The sequence below is a fragment of the Streptomyces platensis genome (assembly GCF_008704855.1).
Classification (GTDB): Bacteria; Actinomycetota; Actinomycetes; order Streptomycetales; family Streptomycetaceae; genus Streptomyces; species Streptomyces platensis.
In genome coordinates this window covers 5,002,747-5,019,818 of record NZ_CP023691.1, presented here as the reverse complement: position 1 = coordinate 5,019,818, position 17,072 = coordinate 5,002,747, and the positions used below count along the sequence as shown (strand labels likewise).

Annotated in this window: 12 protein-coding genes; 5 read left to right on the top strand and 7 right to left on the bottom strand. The window is 69.0% G+C overall.

All coding sequences use genetic code 11. From position 1 onward, the window contains the following. The first annotated feature begins 3 nt into the window (after positions 1 to 3). The gene (cseC, locus tag CP981_RS22235; protein WP_085928053.1) at positions 4 to 1,308 is read left to right on the top strand and encodes a two-component system sensor histidine kinase CseC; all 1,305 of its coding nucleotides are present in this window, start codon (positions 4 to 6) and stop codon (positions 1,306 to 1,308) included. A gap of 294 nt (positions 1,309 to 1,602) precedes the next feature. Here the strand turns inward: cseC and CP981_RS22230 are convergent, their stop codons facing one another. Next, positions 1,603 to 3,246 carry an MDR family MFS transporter gene (locus CP981_RS22230; protein ID WP_425282150.1) on the bottom strand — a complete coding sequence of 548 codons (1,644 nt, stop codon included), beginning with the start codon at positions 3,244 to 3,246 and terminating at the stop codon, positions 1,603 to 1,605. Positions 3,247 to 3,387: 141 nt separating this feature from the next. Here CP981_RS22230 and CP981_RS22225 point away from each other — a divergent pair, with 141 nt between their 5' ends. Further along, the gene (locus CP981_RS22225; RefSeq protein ID WP_085923359.1) at positions 3,388 to 3,999 is read left to right on the top strand and encodes a TetR/AcrR family transcriptional regulator; all 612 of its coding nucleotides are present in this window, start codon (positions 3,388 to 3,390) and stop codon (positions 3,997 to 3,999) included. On the opposite strand, the gene CP981_RS22220 is transcribed toward CP981_RS22225, so the two are convergent. Beyond that, positions 3,981 to 4,652 carry a M23 family metallopeptidase gene (locus CP981_RS22220; protein WP_085923358.1) on the bottom strand — a complete coding sequence of 224 codons (672 nt, stop codon included), beginning with the start codon at positions 4,650 to 4,652 and terminating at the stop codon, positions 3,981 to 3,983. The genes CP981_RS22225 and CP981_RS22220 overlap by 19 nt on opposite strands. Before the next feature lie 734 nt (positions 4,653 to 5,386). Here CP981_RS22220 and CP981_RS22215 point away from each other — a divergent pair. Next, a complete protein-coding gene (locus tag CP981_RS22215; protein WP_483028328.1) occupies positions 5,387 to 8,614 on the top strand; it encodes an NACHT domain-containing protein in 3,228 nt (1,075 codons plus the stop codon). Positions 8,615 to 8,673: 59 nt separating this feature from the next. Further along, positions 8,674 to 11,340, top strand: a complete 2,667-nt coding sequence (locus CP981_RS22210) for an NACHT domain-containing protein (RefSeq protein WP_085923356.1) — start codon at positions 8,674 to 8,676, stop codon at positions 11,338 to 11,340. 211 nt (positions 11,341 to 11,551) lie between these two features. Here CP981_RS22210 and CP981_RS22205 read toward each other — a convergent pair whose 3' ends face one another. After that, the gene (locus tag CP981_RS22205) at positions 11,552 to 14,077 is read right to left on the bottom strand and encodes an ATP-dependent Clp protease ATP-binding subunit (RefSeq protein WP_085923355.1); all 2,526 of its coding nucleotides are present in this window, start codon (positions 14,075 to 14,077) and stop codon (positions 11,552 to 11,554) included. Positions 14,078 to 14,575: 498 nt separating this feature from the next. Here CP981_RS22205 and CP981_RS38755 point away from each other — a divergent pair, with 498 nt between their 5' ends. Further along, entirely contained in the window at positions 14,576 to 15,256 is a 681-nt protein-coding gene (locus CP981_RS38755; protein ID WP_085923353.1) for an SCO3374 family protein, read from the top strand. On the opposite strand, the gene CP981_RS22190 is transcribed toward CP981_RS38755, so the two are convergent. The 4 genes from CP981_RS22190 to CP981_RS22175 form a co-directional block, all read right to left on the bottom strand. Next, positions 15,187 to 15,525 (bottom strand): histone-like nucleoid-structuring protein Lsr2, encoded by a 339-nt coding sequence (locus CP981_RS22190; protein WP_042150251.1) that lies wholly within the window; start codon positions 15,523 to 15,525, stop codon positions 15,187 to 15,189. The genes CP981_RS38755 and CP981_RS22190 overlap by 70 nt on opposite strands. A gap of 156 nt (positions 15,526 to 15,681) precedes the next feature. After that, complete coding sequence (locus tag CP981_RS22185) at positions 15,682 to 16,200, bottom strand: amino-acid N-acetyltransferase (protein WP_085923352.1); 519 nt, start codon at positions 16,198 to 16,200, stop codon at positions 15,682 to 15,684. A 9-nt stretch (positions 16,201 to 16,209) separates the two neighbouring features. Then, positions 16,210 to 16,689, bottom strand: a complete 480-nt coding sequence (locus CP981_RS22180) for a BlaI/MecI/CopY family transcriptional regulator (RefSeq protein WP_229894297.1) — start codon at positions 16,687 to 16,689, stop codon at positions 16,210 to 16,212. A 172-nt stretch (positions 16,690 to 16,861) separates the two neighbouring features. Further along, complete coding sequence (locus tag CP981_RS22175) at positions 16,862 to 17,041, bottom strand: hypothetical protein (protein ID WP_085923350.1); 180 nt, start codon at positions 17,039 to 17,041, stop codon at positions 16,862 to 16,864. Between the last annotated feature and the right edge of the window lie 31 nt (positions 17,042 to 17,072).

The window sequence follows — 17,072 nt, the reverse complement described above, 5'->3', positions numbered from 1 at the left end:
CCGGTGGTCAGACTGGCCCTGCGGACGGGGCTGCGATGGAAGCTCAGCGCCGCGATCGCGCTCGTCGGAGCACTGGTCGCGATCGCGCTGAGCCTTGTCGTGCACAACGCCGCCCGGCATTCCATGCTCGACAACAGCCGGGATGTGCAGATCGAGCGGCTCAACTTCACGCAGAAGATCTTCGAGTCCACCAACAGGCTCCAGTTCGGCGCGAAGATCGATGATCCGTCGCTGCCGCCGCCGCTGCGTGACGAGGTCGCCAAGAACAAGCGCGCCACCTATCTCCAGGACACCGGGCAGACCGCCCCCGAGGTGTGGGCGGCGTCCCCGCTCAGCAACGGCCGGGTGCTGTCCGTCCACGACAGTTTCCCGGACCGCTTCGCCGTCCTGGACGATCTGGACCAGGCGCTGGTGATCGGCTCGACCGCGGTGGTGGTCGGCGGCTGTGCGCTGGGGGTACTGGTCGGCGGGCGGCTCTCCAAGCGGCTGCGCAAGGCGGCCGCGGCGGCCGGCAAGCTCGCCGACGGCGACACCTCGGTCCGTATCCGCGACGAGGTCGGCATCGGCCGGGTGCGGGACGAGACCGATGATCTGGCGTGGGCCGTGGACGCCATGTCGGACGCCCTGCAGGAGCGGATCGAGGCCGAGCGGCGGGTCACCGCCGATATCGCGCATGAGCTGCGCACTCCGGTCACCGGTCTGCTGACCGCCGCCGAGCTGCTGCCGCCGGGCCGCCCGTCCGAGCTGGTGCGCGACCGGGCGCAGGCGCTGCGCACCCTGGTCGAGGACGTGCTGGAGGTGGCGCGGCTCGACGGCCATGCGGAGCGCGCCGAGCTCCAGGACGTGGTGCTCGGGGAGTTCGTGGCGCGGCGGGTGCGGGCCCTGGACCCGGACATCGTCGTCGACGTCGTACGGGAAGCCGATGTCACCACCGATCCGCGCCGGCTGGAGCGGATCCTCGGCAATCTCATCGCCAACGCGGCCCGGCACGGCCGGCCGCCGATCGAGGTCACCGTCGAGGGCCGGGTGCTGCGGGTGCGCGACCACGGTCCGGGTTTCCCCGAGGCGCTGTTGCGGGAGGGCCCGAGCCGGTTCCGTACGGGCAGCAGCGACCGGGCGGGCCGCGGTCACGGGCTGGGGCTGACGATCGCGGCCGGTCAGGCCCGGGTGCTGGGTGCCCGCCTGACGTTCCGCAACGCGGATGAGCTCACGGATGGTTCGACGGGGGCGGTGTCCGTTCTCTGGCTGCCGGAGAACGCTCCTACCAATACGGGGAGCTTTCCGGTTATTCAGCTTCCGGAGCGGTAGCGGTTGCGTTCGGCGGCCCTTTCCCACGTTTTTGGCTTTCCCGCCGTGGGCGTTGCTCGGCGTTTGTGGCCCGCTTCGCGGTGCCCCCGCCGTTGCGCCTGCGGCGGGCCGGGTCCGCTGCGCGGGGCTGTTGGGTGCGGTGACGGGCCTCCGGGGCAGGGGTGTGGGACTGCTTCGCTTTACGTCCCACACCCCTGCCCCTCCGGCCCGTCCCCTCCCGTTGTGGGTGGGTGGGAAAAAAGGCCGGTGGGGGTGCGCGTGATGTGTCACGTGCACCCCCACCGGCCTGTTTGGTCAGACGGACTCGGGGACCGCTATTCGGTCGGCGGGGGCGTCCTTGCTCTGCGGGTTCTCCGCCGGGGTGGTCGGGGCGCCGCGGAGGGGGACCTCCTTGAGGAACCAGGCGGCGGCGAAGCCGGCGATGCTGATCACTGCGGCCCACAGGAAGACGTGGTGGGTGCCGGTGGCGACCGCGTGCGAGTAGGCGTCCTTGATCATCGGCGGGAGCTGGGCCAGACCCTTCGGGTCCATCTGGGCGCCGCCGCTGGTCATCTTCTCGCCGGCCTTGCCGATCCGTTCGACCATCGTGGCCTGCACCTGGTGGGTGAAGATCGCGCCGAGGATGGCGACGCCGAAGGAGCCGCCGATCGTACGGAAGAGGGTGGCCGAGGACGAGCCGACGCCCATGTCCTTCATCTCGACGCTGTTCTGCGCGATCAGCATCGTGGTCTGCATGAGGAAGCCCATACCGGCGCCGAGCACCGCCATGTAGACACCCGAGGTGAAGCGCGTGGTGTCGGTGTCCATCAGGGACAGCAGGGTCAGACCGGCGGTGATCAGCCCGCCGCCGACCACCACGAAGACCTTGTACTTGCCGGTCTTGGTCGTGACCCGGCCCGCGAACAGCGACACCGCCATCATGGCCAGCAGCATCGGCAGCAGCAGCAGACCGGAGTTGGTGGCCGAGGCGCCCTGCACGGTCTGCTGGAACAGCGGCAGGAAGGTCATCGACCCGAACATCACGAAGCCGACCAGGAAGCCGATGAGCGTGACGAGCGAGAAGTTGCGGTTGCGGAAGATGTGCAGCGGCAGCACCGGCTCGCTGACCTTGCGCTCGACGACCACGAAGAGGGCGAGCGCGACCACGCCGAGGACGCCGAGGCCGATGATCTGGCTCGACAGCCAGTCGTACTCGGTGCCGCCCCAGGTGGTGATCAGCACCAATGAGGTGATGCCGACGGTGAGCAGCGCGGCGCCGACGTAGTCGATCCGGGTCTGCGACCGCTTCTTCGGCAGATGCAGCACCGCGGTGACCATGATCAGCGCAATCGCGCCGAGCGGCAGGTTGATGTAGAAGCTCCAGCGCCAGCCCAGGTGGTCGGTGATGCTGCCGCCGACCAGCGGCCCGCCGATCATGGCGACGGCCATGACGCCGGCCATCATGCCCTGGTACTTGCCGCGCTCCCGCGGCGGAATCAGATCGCCGATGATCGCCATGACGCCGACCATCAGACCGCCGGCGCCCAGGCCCTGGACGGCGCGGAAGCCGATCAGCTGCCCCATGTCCTGCGCCATGCCGGAGAGTGCGGAGCCGATCAGGAAGATCACGATGGAGGTGAGGAAGACGCCCTTGCGTCCGTACATGTCGCCGAGCTTGCCCCAGATCGGTGTCGAGGCGGCGGTGGCGAGCGTGTACGCGGTGACCACCCAGGACAGATGTTCCAGTCCGCCCAGTTCACCGACGATGGTCGGCATCGCAGTGCCGACGATCATGTTGTCCAGCATCGCGAGCAGCATCGCGATCATCAGCGCGAAGAGCACCATCCGCACGCTGGCCGGCTGTTTTTCCTGCCCCTTGCCCGGCGCTGCGTCCGGTCTGGCCTTCACGGCCGAGGTCTTTCCGTCCCCCGTCGGGGTCGCATGACGCGACTTCCCCATCACTCACTCCCACTTACTTGCCGCCCGGCTAGTTCAGTACAGTGAGGAAGGTAGGGGACTAACTAGCCGGGCGTCAAGTAAGTTTCTCTGGTGCCCCACTGGGCAGCCCTCTGACCAGTACCGACGACGCAGGAGAGCACCATGAGCACACAGGCGCGCAGGGGAAACACCCGCCAGCGCATCCAGGACGTCGCTCTGGAGCTGTTCTCCGAACAGGGCTACGACAAGACGTCGCTCCGGGAGATCGCGGAGAAGCTCGAAGTCACCAAGGCGGCGTTGTACTACCACTTCAAGACCAAGGAAGACATCGTCATCGGCCTGTTCCAGGACCTGGGCCGGCCCATCGACGAGCTGATCGCCTGGGCCGAGGAGCAGCCGCGGACCCTGGAGACCAAGCAGGAGCTGCTCCGCCGCTACAGCACGGCGCTGCACTCGGCCGCGCCCCTCTTCCGCTTCATGCAGGAGAACCAGGCCGCGGTGCGCGATCTGAGCATCGGCGAGCACTTCAAATCGCGCATGCTGACCCTCTTCGGGCTGCTCAGGGAGCCCGAGTCGGAGCTGACGGATCAGGTGCGCTGCATCACGGCACTGTTCTCCATGCATGCGGGCGTGTTCGCGATGCAGAACCTGGAGGGCGACCCCGAGGAGAAGCGCAAGGCCATCCTCGAGGTCGCCACAGAACTGGTCACGGCGGCAAACCCGCCGAACCGCCGGCCAGCCCGGCCGGATTCAGCTCAGACGGCGTCGCCGTGAGCCCGCAGGAATCCGGTCGGCTCGATGCCCGTCCCGTAGTCAGGACCGGTGCGGACCTCGAAGTGCAGGTGGGGGCCGGTGGAGTTACCGGTGCTGCCGGACAGGCCGATCTTGTCCCCGGTGCCGACCTGCTGGCCGACGTTCACGCCGATCTGTGACAGGTGGGCGTACTGGGTGTACATGCCGTTGTCATGCCTGATCACAATGGCGTTGCCGTACGCCGGGCCGTCGCCGCCGCCGTAGGGGCCGGCCTTGACGACGGTGCCCTTGTGGACGGCCTTGACCGGGGTACCGGTCGGCACGACGAAGTCCTGACCACTGTGGTTGTGCGACCAGTGGCTGCCGGCCAGACCGAAGGTCGAGCCCAGGGTGTACTTGTCGACCGGCTTGACCCAGGAGTCGGCCTTCTTGGCCGCGTCCTTCTTGGCCTTGGCCGCGGCGGCCTTGGCGTCGGCGGCGGACTTGACCTGTGCGTCGGCCTGCGCGGAGACGGTCGAACCGACGCCCGTGGTGAGGTTCTGAAGACCCGCGTCGGCGGCGGTGGCTATACCGGCGCCCAGGGCGGCGGTAACGCCGAAACCGGCGGCGACAACGGCGACGCGATTGCGCAGCGCGAACTTCTTCGAATTGCGGAGAGCGGTGAACTTCGACATGCGGGTTTCCTCCAGTGAATTGATTGGTTTCCCGGCTGCGGACCGGGATCGCCATTCCTTGGTAACCCGCCTTCGCCGCCCCGCCAAGGGGCCTTTCTACTAACCCGGCCCGTACGAGAAGCCGGGTGACGGAGGCCCTTGCGCGCCCGTCGACGCTCTGCATGAAACCCCCGAATTCGGACATCTCGCCACACCCTTCACGCCGGCCGCATGCCCCCTGAGCAGCCCGTTTCCCCATGCGCCACACGGGACCCACCTCCCCGGTGCCGCCCACCCACCTCAAGCCCCTCACCCGGCCCGGCAAACCCCCGCACCACCGCACCCCCATTCCCCTAATTCTTTTAGTAGGCCTCAAAACGCTTGTGTGCCATGTCACCGATAACCAAGATCCAACCCCTTTTTTCGCCCCTTCCGGATGCTCGATTCGGGGTTCCGAGGTCTCGTGGGGCGGGCGGCTCAAGCGTTTGTGACGTGGCTTACCCGGTCTTTGTGACCCGGATTACCCGCGATTTGTGACCCGGGTTACGCGACCTTTGTGACCCGGGTTACCCGGGCCCGCCAAATGTCCGAATTGGTCGGTAATGACGCCCCGGAATTCGTGACCGCCGCCACAGTGAGCCGTCTCCACGTGAACCTGGCCGATCACCACCCGCCGCCCCGCCCGCCGCTCTAGCCTGGCCCGACGGCAGCACCGGCCACGGGGGAGGGCGCACCGCACGATGGGCCCGTCAGCAGTGGGTGTCCGACTTGCCTCCGGCGTGGTCGCACCGCTCATCAGGAAGCTCTTCGTCAAGGAGGGACCGGGCGCCGGCCTGGTGGCGAAGCCGGTACGGATCTCCGGGCTGGTCAGCTTCACGGGCGAACGGCGGACCCTGTCCGACAAGGACCTGCACAAGCTCGCGGCGGAGCTGGTCGACCGGGCCGTACGGAGCGCCGGTCCCGGCGAGCGCCCCCTGGCCGCGGACGAGGACCGGGCGGTGGCCGAGGCCCTGGCCACCACGCTGCGCGGTCTGGGCGACCTCGACATGGACGACGTGCAGGCCGTCCGCCTGGGCGCCACCGCCCTCGCCGAACGTCTGGAGGCGGCGAGCCCGCACGCCGTCCGCGGGCTCTCCCGGGACGCCGGGCTGCTGCATGCCACCCTGCTCGGCATCGCCTGCCTGCACATCGTGCACTTCTTCACCCAGCGGTCGGCCTTCGTGGCCCGCACCCTGGTCCAGCAGAGCAGGAGCCTGGACAGCCTGATCACGCTCATGGACGAGTTCCTGGCGCGGCACCCGTCCCCGCGGGCCGCGGACGCCGCGTTCGAGCGCGGCTATCTCGCGTACCTCGCCCGTAAGCACGGCCGGCTGACCATCTACGGCATCGATCTCGCCCACTCCCCGGGCCGGTGGCCGCTGGACGCGGCGTATATGAGCCTGGAGGCGACCGCCCCGGCCGCCCGCGAGGCCACCGCCGTCGGCCCGTTCGACGAGGTGGGCGGCCCCGTGGGCGCGCCGCCGGTCCCGGCCCCGGTCCCCGCCGACCAGGCGCTGGCCGGCCGCGACCGGGTGCTGCTGCGCGGTGTCGCCGGCTCCGGCAAGAGCACCCTCGTCCAGTGGCTGGCCGTCTCCTGCACCAAGGCCCCCGGTGACACGGCCCTCCCCCACCTCTACGGCCGGATCCCGTTCGTCCTCCCGCTGCGCACCCTCACCCGCGACGGGGCGCCGCTGCCCACCCCCGACCGGTTCCTGGCGTCCGTCGGCTGTCCGGTGTCCGGATCACAGCCCGAGGGCTGGGCCGACCGCGTGCTGTCCTCCGGGCGGGCGCTGCTGCTGATCGACGGCCTGGACGAGATCCCCGAGCGTGAGCGCGAGCTGACCCGCCGCTGGCTGCGTGATCTGACCGACGCTTTCCCGGACAACCTGTGGCTGGTCACCTCCCGCCCCTCCGCCGTACGCGACGACTGGCTGGCCGCCGACGGCTTCGGCGAGCTGACGCTGTCCGCCATGAGCCGCACCGAGGTCGCCGCCTTCATCGGCCGCTGGCACGCCGCGGCCCGTTGCGACGCCGACGACCCCGCACTCCTCGACGCCTATGAGCAGTCCCTGCTGGCCGCCGTCCACACCAAACAGGACCTCGCCCGGCTCGCCACCAACCCCCTCATGTGCGGCCTGATCTGCGCACTGCACCGGGACCGCCGCGGCTATCTGCCCACCGGCCGCAAGGAGCTGTACGACGCCGCCCTCGGCATGCTGCTCTCCCGCCGCGACCGGGAACGCGATATGGCCGCCCCCACGGGCATCGAGCTGAGCGACGGGCCACAGATCCAGCTGCTCCAGCGGCTGGCCTACTGGCTGATCCGCAACGGCCGCAACGAACTCGACCGGGAGCGCGCCGAACGCATCCTCGGCGAAGCCCTGCCTGCCGTGCCCGCCGCGGCGGCGCAGGGCGATGCGACGGCCATTTTCCGCCATCTGCTGCTACGCAGCGGCCTGCTGCGCGAACCGGCCCCCGGCTCCGTCGACTTCGTCCACCGGACCTTCCAGGACTACCTCGGCGCCAAGGCGGCCGTGGAGGACGGCGACTTCGGACTGCTGGTGGCGCATGCGGAGGACTCCCAGTGGGAGGACGTGATCCGGATGGCGGTGGCCCATGCGAGGCCGCGGGAGCGGGCGGAGATCCTGCGGGGGCTGCTGGAGCGCGGGGACGACCTCGACGACCGCGCCACGGGGCTGCGGGTCCACCTGCTCGCCATGGCCTGTCTGGAGCATGCGACGGAGGTCGATCCACGGGTGCGGGACGAGGTGAACGCACGGGCACGGGCGATTCTGCCGCCGCGCAGCCGCGAGGAGTCGCAGCTGCTGGCGGAGGTGGGGCCGCTGGTGCTGGAGCTGCTGCCGGTGCCGGAGGGGCTGGAGGACGACGAGGCGCAGGAGGTGGTGGCGACTGCTGCGCTCATCGGGTCGGATGCGGCGCTGGAGGTTTTGAAGCGCTTCCGGGGTCACCCGGAGATCGGCGTTCGCATGCAACTCGCCTTGTCGTGGCCACAATTCGACACCGACACGTATGCCCGGGAGATCCTCCAACACCTCGACACCGAAGTGACCGTCACTGCGACGTCCCACGCCGAACTGGACGCACTCCGGGCACTCGGTCGGCCACGCGTCTCTGTGAGCGGCCCCTTCCCGGCTGCCGAACTCCTCGGCGCCTTGCCACTCGGCCTGATCGAAAGCCTGGACATCACGAAGAACCCGGAGATCGCCGATCTCGCATTCCTCCGTGAGTTCCCCTCACTGAAGCGGCTGTCACTCTGGGACTGCCCGGCGGTCGAGAGCGTCGCCCCGCTCGCGGACCTTCAGCTCCGCACATTGAGCATCTCCGGGCCGCTCGACAAGAACGTCCCGCTTCCGCGCGGACTTCATCACCTGCGCCACGCCCGCACCCTGCAGCTCCATTCGACGCTCCCGCCCGAAGGCTTGGCGGCGCTCCCCGCGGATGCCCCGCTGAGCCACTTGGCCCTCAGCCGGCCCGTCGGCGCCGAATTCACCGACATCACATGCTGGCCCCAAATGCGCATCATCCAACTCCGGTTCCTCACACATGACTTCGGTGCGGACCAATGGAGTGCGCTGGCGTCACTGAGCGAGCTGGAGGATTTCTCGTTCGGTGTGGCGGAAAAAGGGGTCACCCTACAGCTGCCGGCCGGTCTTCGGCTTCCACAGGTGACAAGGCTCGGCGTCCTCAACACGGAGCGCCTTCCGATCTCCGATATGAGCCGCCTGCTGGCCTCGGCCCTCCCGGCATTCCCCGGCGTCCGGAAACTCCAGCTCTACGGCTTCATCGACGGCTCCATCGACCTCTCCCCCGCGGCGGCGCTGCCGCAGCTCCAGGAAATCTTTCTCTCCTACCTCACCCCGAAGCCCGGCCACTCCCTCCCTCCCCACATCAAACTCACCCACTACCCCCGCCCCCGCACATAGGCTGGCCGACAGCGCGCCCCCTCAACCCCCATATTCAGCACGGCAGTTACGGGGAACCCATGGATCCCACGAACATCGTTGCCCGCCTCACGCCCCAGGTCGTCGATCCGCTGATCCGCCGGCTCTTCGCCCCGGACGGGCCGGTCGCCGAGCCGGTCGACCGGCCCGTCCGGATCTCCCGGCTGCTCTCCTTCACCGGCGAGAAGCCGACCCTGAGCGAGAAGGAGCTGCACGGCCTCGCCGCGGCCCTCGTCGAGCAGGCGTCGGCCGGCCGTACGGACGCCGAGAACGAGGCCGTCGCCGCCGCCCTGGCCCGTACCCTGCACGCCCTCGCCGATATCGAGATGGACGATCTCGATGCCGCCCGTCTCCTCCCGGCCGAGTTCGCCCGGCGCCTCTGCGGGACGGCGCCCGGGGCCACCCGCGAGCTGACGCACGACAGCGCCCGGCTGCACGGCCTGCTGCTGGATGTCGCCGCCCTGCATCTGCTGTACCTCTTCACCGAGCGGTCGGCCTTCGTAGCCCGGACGCTCGTGGAGCAGACCCGTACGCTCACCGAGCTGATCCACGGCCCGGGCGCCGCTCCCGCCGTCGCGCTGCCGCCCCGTACCGCCGGCGCCCCCGCCACCGAGGCCACCGCAGAAGACGACGCCTTCCAGGACAGCACCACTCCCTCACCGGACCTCGCCGCCCAGGACGCCGCGTTCGAAGCCCGCTACGCCCACGACACCGCCGCCCTCCACAACCACCTGACGATCTTCGGGATCGATCTCACGCACTCCCCCGACAGCTGGCCGCTGGACGCCGCCTATCTGGGGCTCCAGTGCGAGCCCGGTCCCCAGGACACCGAGGGTTCGCCGGACGCCTCCGGGCAGGACGACCCGCCGCTTCCCGCGGAGCAGGCGCTGTCCGGCCGCGGGCAGGTCCTGGTCCGCGGGGTGGCCGGTTCGGGCAAGACGACCCTGCTTCAGTGGCTGGCCGTCGCCACCGCCCGGGACGAGCTGCCCGAGGCGCTGGCGGGGCTGCGCGGCCGGGTGCCGTTCCTGCTGCCCGTACGCCGCTTCGCCCGTGAGGGCCTGCCCTCCCCGGGCACGTTCCTGAGCGCCGTCGGCCACCGGGACGCCGAGGCGGCGCCGGCCGGGTGGACGGAGCGGGTGCTCGGCGCGGGGCGCGCGCTGCTGCTGATCGACGGGATCGACGAGGCCCCGGAGAGCGAGCGCGAGCAGGTGCGCCGCAAGCTCGCCGAGTGGACCGCGCGCTATCCGGAGAACGTCTGGATCGTCACGTCCCGGCCGTCCGCGGTCCCCGGCAACTGGCTCGCCGGGGAGGGGTTCAGTGAGCTGTCGCTGGCGCCTATGGGCCGCGAGGACGTCGCCGCGTTCATCCAGCGCTGGCACCGTGCCGCGGCCCAGCGGTGTCCGGCCGACCTCGACCGGCTCGGCCAGTACGAGCGCACGCTGCTCAATGCCGTACGGATCACCCGCGATCTGGGGCGGCTGGCGACCAATCCGCTGATGTGCGGGCTGCTGTGCGCCCTGCACCGCGACCGCCGGGGCTATCTGCCGCACGGCCGGAAAGAGCTGTATGACGCGGCGCTGTCGATGCTGCTGGAGCGCCGGGACCGGGAGCGGGCCATGGTCCCCACCGACGGGGTGGAGCTGACCCGGCAGCCCAAGATCCAGCTGCTGCAGAAGCTCGCCCACTGGATGCTGGTCAACGGCCGCTCGGAGATGGACCAGGCGACCGCGGTCGACACTCTCGCCCGGCATCTGCCCTCGATACCGGACGCGGCCCGCCAGGGCGGCCCCGAGGACGTCTTCCGGCATCTGCTCAACCGCACCGGGCTGCTGCGCGAGCCCACCCCCGGCACCGTCGACTTCGTCCACCGCACGTTCCAGGACTATCTGGCCGCCCGCGCGGCCGTGCAGCGGCACGATTTCGGGCTGCTGCTCGATCATGCCCATCACGACGACTGGGAGGACGTGATCCGGATGGCGGTGGCGCTGGCCCGCCCCGATGAGTGCGCGGCGCTCCTGGACGGTCTGCTCGCCCCACATCCCGGCGTACGCGCCGCCGAGGCCCGGCACCGCAAGCTGCTCGCGGCGGCCTGCCTGGAGCACGCCACGGAGCTGGACCCGGCGGTCCGGGCGCGGGTGCAGCGCTTCACCCGTGACATGGTCCGGCCGAGTACCCCGGCCGCGGCCCGTGCGCTGGGCTGGATCGGGCCGATCGTGCTGGAGATGCTGCCCGATCCCACCCAGGTCTCCGACCATGAGGCGTATCTGCTCGCGATCACCGCCACCTCGATCGCCGACGACATGGCGATCGACTATCTGACGGGGCTGCGCGACCGGGCGCATCACGACGTACGGGCGCAGCTCGCCGGGGCCTGGCGGCGCCATGACACCGCCCGCTACGCCCGCGAGATCATCGCCCACCTCGAACCGGCCGAGCTGTATTTCCCGGTCGCCGACCTGGAGGAGCTGCATACGCTGCGCCGGCTGGGCGGCCGCCCGCATCTGCGGATCGCCGGGCCTTTCACGCCGGACCAGCTGGTGGAGGGCATCGCCCCGGCCGAGGGTCTGACGCGGCTGTGGCTCGCCTATGACCTGGGCGTCTCCATGGAGTGGCTGTCTGCTTTTCCCCAGCTGGACACCCTGCGGATCGGCCGCCGTATTCCGCCGGTGAGCGGTGTTCCCGAGGGCATTCGCGTCGTGCAGATGTAGTGCGCGGCCGGTGTACGCGCGGCATCTGCCGTACGCCACCTGTGCACGGGTGACCGAAAATGATCCCTGGCGAATATGTGCTGCTTTTCCGGCGTCTAAAGAACGGGGCGGGAAAGCGCGGACTCCTTACGGAACAGCGCTGCCCCGGAACCGTAAGAAACGATTCCGGGGCAGTGCCTCAGGCGGTTATCCGCGTGTGGTGCGGTGCCGCTCAGGCGTCCTTGCTGAGGTTCGGACCCGAACCTCCGGCGGTGGACTCGATCGGCGGGGCGTCCGGCAGAGCCGACTTCTCCTCGCCGCGGAAGGTGAACTTGGCGGTCTCACCCTCACCCTCGACATCGACGACCACGATGTGGCCCGGACGCAGCTCGCTGAAGAGGATCTTCTCCGAGAGGGCGTCCTCGATCTCGCGCTGGATCGTGCGGCGCAGCGGACGGGCGCCGAGCACCGGGTCGTACCCGCGCTTGGCCAGCAGCGACTTGGCCTCGCCGCTGAGCTCGATGCCCATGTCGCGGTCCTTGAGCCGCTCGTCCACCTTGGCGATCATGAGGTCGACGATCTGGATGATGTCTTCCTCGGTCAGCTGGTGGAAGACGACGGTGTCGTCGACACGGTTGAGGAACTCGGGGCGGAAGTGCTGCTTGAGCTCTTCGTTGACCTTGTTCTTCATCCGCTCGTAGCTGGACTTGGTGTCGCCCTGGGCCGCGAAGCCGAGGTTGAAGCCCTTGGAGATGTCCCGGGTGCCGAGGTTGGTCGTCATGATGATGACCGTGTTCTTGAAGTCCACGACCCGGCCCTGGGAGTCGGTCAGGCGACCGTCCTCCAGGATCTGGAGCAGCGAGTTGAAGATGTCCGGGTGGGCCTTCTCGACCTCGTCGAAGAGCACGACGGAGAACGGCTTGCGGCGCACCTTCTCGGTGAGCTGGCCGCCCTCTTCGTAGCCGACGTAGCCGGGAGGCGAACCGAACAGCCGCGAGACCGTGTGCTTCTCGCTGAACTCCGACATGTCGAGGGAGATCAGCGCGTCCTCGTCGCCGAAGAGGAACTCCGCCAGCGTCTTGGACAGCTCGGTCTTACCGACACCGGACGGGCCGGCGAAGATGAACGAGCCACCGGGACGCTTGGGGTCCTTCAGGCCGGCACGGGTACGGCGGATGGCCTGGGAGAGCGCCTTGATGGCGTCCTTCTGGCCGATGACGCGCTTGTGCAGCTCGTCTTCCATCCGCAGCAGCCGGGAGGACTCCTCCTCGGTGAGCTTGAAGACCGGGATGCCGGTGGCCGTCGCCAGAACCTCGGCGATCAGCTCCTCGTCCACCTCGGCGACGACGTCCATGTCGCCGGCCTTCCACTCCTTCTCCCGCTTCGCCTTGGCGGCCAGGAGCTGCTTCTCCTTGTCGCGCAGGCCCGCGGCCATCTCGAAGTCCTGCGAGTCGATCGCGGACTCCTTCTCCCGGCGCACATCGGCGATCTTCTCGTCGAATTCGCGGAGGTCCGGCGGCGCGGTCATCCGGCGGATGCGCATCCGGGAGCCGGCCTCGTCGATCAGGTCGATCGCCTTGTCCGGCAGGAAGCGGTCCGAGATGTAGCGGTCGGCCAGGGTGGCGGCGGCGACCAGGGCGGAGTCCGTGATGGAGACGCGGTGGTGCGCCTCGTAGCGGTCCCGCAGGCCCTTGAGGATCTCGATGGTGTGCGGCAGCGACGGCTCCGCGACCTGGATGGGCTGGAAGCGGCGCTCCAGGGCCGCGTCCTTCTCCAGGTGCTTGCGGTACTCGTCGAGCGTCGTGGCACCGATGGTCTGGAGCTCGCCTCGCGCCAGCATGGGCTTGAGGATGCTCGCGGCGTCGATCGCGCCCTCGGCGGCGCCCGCACCCACCAGGGTGTGGAGCTCGTCGATGAACAGGATGATGTCGCCGCGGGTGCGGATCTCCTTGAGGACCTTCTTCAGGCGCTCTTCGAAGTCACCGCGGTAGCGGGAGCCGGCGACCAGGGCACCGAGGTCGAGGGTGTAGAGGTGCTTGTCCTTGAGGGTCTCGGGCACCTCGCCCTTGACGATGGCCTGCGCCAGGCCCTCGACGACCGCCGTCTTGCCGACGCCGGGCTCGCCGATGAGGACCGGGTTGTTCTTGGTACGGCGGGACAGGACCTGCATGACCCGCTCGATTTCCTTCTCGCGCCCGATGACCGGGTCGAGCTTGGTCTCGCGAGCGGCCTGCGTCAGGTTGCGGCCGAACTGGTCCAGGACGAGGGAGGTCGAGGGCGTGCCCTCGGCGGGGCCGCCGGCGGTGGCGGCTTCCTTGCCCTGGTAGCCGGAGAGCAGCTGGATGACCTGCTGCCGCACCCGGTTCAGATCGGCGCCCAGCTTCACCAGGACCTGGGCGGCGACGCCCTCGCCCTCGCGGATCAGGCCGAGCAGGATGTGCTCCGTACCGATGTAGTTGTGGCCGAGCTGGAGGGCCTCGCGGAGCGACAGCTCCAGGACCTTCTTGGCACGGGGGGTGAAGGGAATGTGCCCGGACGGAGCCTGCTGGCCCTGCCCGATGATCTCCTCCACCTGCTGGCGGACCGCCTCGAGCGAAATCCCGAGGCTCTCCAGGGCCTTAGCGGCGACACCCTCACCCTCATGGATCAGGCCCAGGAGGATGTGCTCGGTGCCGATGTAGTTGTGGTTGAGCATCCGGGCTTCTTCCTGAGCCAGGACGACAACCCGCCGCGCGCGGTCGGTGAACCTCTCGAACATCGTTAATCGCTCCTCAGAGCGGTCAGGCAGTTAGGGGTCGGTCCCCTCCCTGTCCTTCCGCATGCTAGTCCCGCGGGGCGGGACAGCTCATTCCAACTGCCGACACCCGTCCGGATCACCCCCGCTCCGGCGGGGAAATTTACTGCCGAACAGCTGACATCTGCTCCAACTCGATGGTGCGAGACGATGTTCCCGCAGGCCAGGCATATACGCCCTCTGCCACTACGCCCGTGGCGAACGCGCCCGTCACCGACACGCCGTCCGCCGTCGGTCATCGGCCGGGGCGGGACGCCTCGGGCGCCGGTCACACCGTCTCTTCCCACTGAGACTGTCTTACCCGCTGCCACTGACACTCCATGCGGCGCGGGCCGCTTCCATCCGCTACGGGCGAACATCCGCACGCCATCGAGCGCCCCTCCGCGCCCCTCCCGCTGCGACGGTGCGTATCCTTGGCTCTACCCAGCGTAACTTCCTGGGTTTTCGGGAGTTGCACCGGGCATGGCCCGCGTGCTTCCGCGCCCCCGCAGCCCCCTCGCCGCCGTTCGCCGGTGGTACGAGGAACAGCTGGGCTGGCCGGCCACCGGAACGGAGCCGGTGGAGCTGCTCACGGGGCGGCGCTTCGATGTACTGGAGATGCCGGCCGGGGCGGGAAGTGCCGTACTCCGGCGATTGCCGCACACCGGCCCGGTGGCGCTCCTTCGGGCCGGATGCGACGGGAATCACCCCGGTGATCGGCCGAAATTGCTCATGCTCATCGCGGCCGGCGGTGCCGAGGAACTCCCGGGAATCCTGGAATGGCTGGAGTGGGGTGCGCTTGTCCCGGATCTCACGGCGCGTGGGACCGGAGACCGGATGCCCGCGCCGGCGTTCCCCACTGGCGCAGCACCGTCATACGGATTCGGTTCCCGGGAGGCCGCGCGATGGGTGCGGCCTCCCCGGCCCGGGTACGAAGCGGAGAATTCCCTGCCCACCACGGGGTTCGGGGCGGGAAACGGGGACGACAGGGGCGTCCCCGACCTCGTACGACTCGTGAGCGCGGCGGCGACGGAGTGCCACCGTGCCCGGTTGATGCGTGCTGGTAATGCCCAATCGGACCGCGCGTACGGCGATCAGCCGTTGGCCTTCTCAAATGCCTCGCGAATGTCGGCGGGGACACGGCCACGGTCATTGACGTTGTAGCCGTTCTCCTTGGCCCAGGCGCGGATCTTCGCGGTGTCCTGGCTGCCACCGGAGGCCGCACCACGCGACTTGCCGCGACCCGAAGAAGCGCGGCCACCGGTACGGCGACCCGCCTTCACGAAGTCGGCGAGGGAGTCGCGCAGCTTCTGGGCGTTGCTGTCGGAGAGGTCGATCTCGTAGGACTTGCCGTCGAGAGCGAACGTCACCGTCTCGTCCGCCTCGCCACCGTTGAGGTCGTCGACAAGAAGAACCTGAACCTTCTGTGCCACCGGTTTCCCTTTCATCGAATGCGGATTACGACGGAAAGCAAACCGCTTTTCCGGGAAAAACACAAACCCTTGGGTAGGGTTCACTTGCCCACACAGCGGGGAACGCATGCTTCCGTACCCATGAGATAGGGGAGCGATTCGGACATAGAACACCCATCACAGGTGCAGAAGCATCCGGCTGTTACCCAGGGTGTTGGGCTTCACTCGTTCGAGGCCCAGGAACTCCGCAACGCCCTCGTCATAGGAACGCAGCAGCTCACTGTAGACATCACCGTCTACCGGAGCTTCGCCGATCTCTACGAAGCCGTGCTTGGTGAAGAAGTCGACTTCGAAGGTGAGACAGAAAATGCGCCGCACTCCGAGCCAGCTCGCGGTGCGCACCAGCTTGTCGAGGACTTGGTGGCCGACTCCGGAGCCCTTCAGCCGCGGATCCACGGCCAGGGTGCGGACCTCCGCCAGGTCTTCCCACATGACATGGAGTGCTCCGCAGCCGACGACCTCGGCGTCTTCGTCGCGCTCGGCCACCCAGAACTCCTGGATGTCCTCGTAAAGCGTGACGGTGGCTTTGTCGAGCAGGATCCCGTCGCGTGAGTAGGAGTCGATGAGGCGGCGTACGGCCGGTACATCGCTGGTCCTGGCCCGGCGGACGGTGAGGCCTTTTGAATGCGGAGGCATGCCGGGACGCTATCGCCCCTTGCCGGTGGCACTCGCCCCGGGTTCATCCCCTTCGGCGGGCCCGGCTTCCGCTGCCGGTTGCGGTGCCGCTTCTGCCGCAGGTTCTTCCGCCGGCGTGCTCTCTTCCGTCTCTTCCGCCGGTTGTTCCGCGTCTTCCGCCGGTTCGTCGACCTGGACCATCCGTACGGCGTCGCGCAGGGCATGTCGCTGTTCCGGCGACATCATGCCGAAGAAGGCGACGAGAGCGGCCGCGGGGTTGTCGCTGGCGGACCATGCCTCGTTCATGAGTGCGGCCGCGTAGGCGGCGCGCGTGGAGACCGCCTCATATCGATAGGCGCGGCCTTCTGCTTCGCGGCGCACCCAGCCCTTCTGGTGAAGGTTGTCCAATACGGTCATGACCGTGGTGTAGGCGATGGACCGTTCCTTCTGCAGATCTTCCAGGACTTCGCGAACGGTGACCGGGCGGTTCCACTCCCAGACCCGCGTCATGACCGCGTCTTCCAGATCACCCAAGCGTCTCGGCACACAAGAACAATAGTGGGAGATGTCGCGAATGCCCGTTGATCTCGTTGCGTTTGGGCCGGAAAAAGGATGTACGACCCGGGACGGTCGATCCCGGGTCGTACGGTGCGCGCGGGCCGCCGAAAGGGCGGCGGGCGGCTCAGACGCCGTGCGCCGTGGGCTCCTGACCGGCGGATTCGGCGCGCGCCAGGGCGGCGTCCACCGCGGCGTCCTCCTTGGCCTTGTTCTCGCCGCCCTGGCTCTTGATGATCGTCACGATCAGGGCGGTGAAGGCCACGGCCATCACTACGGGCGGGAGCAGCGCTGCGACGTAATCCATGGCGTTTGGCCTCCTTTGGGGCGTGGGATTC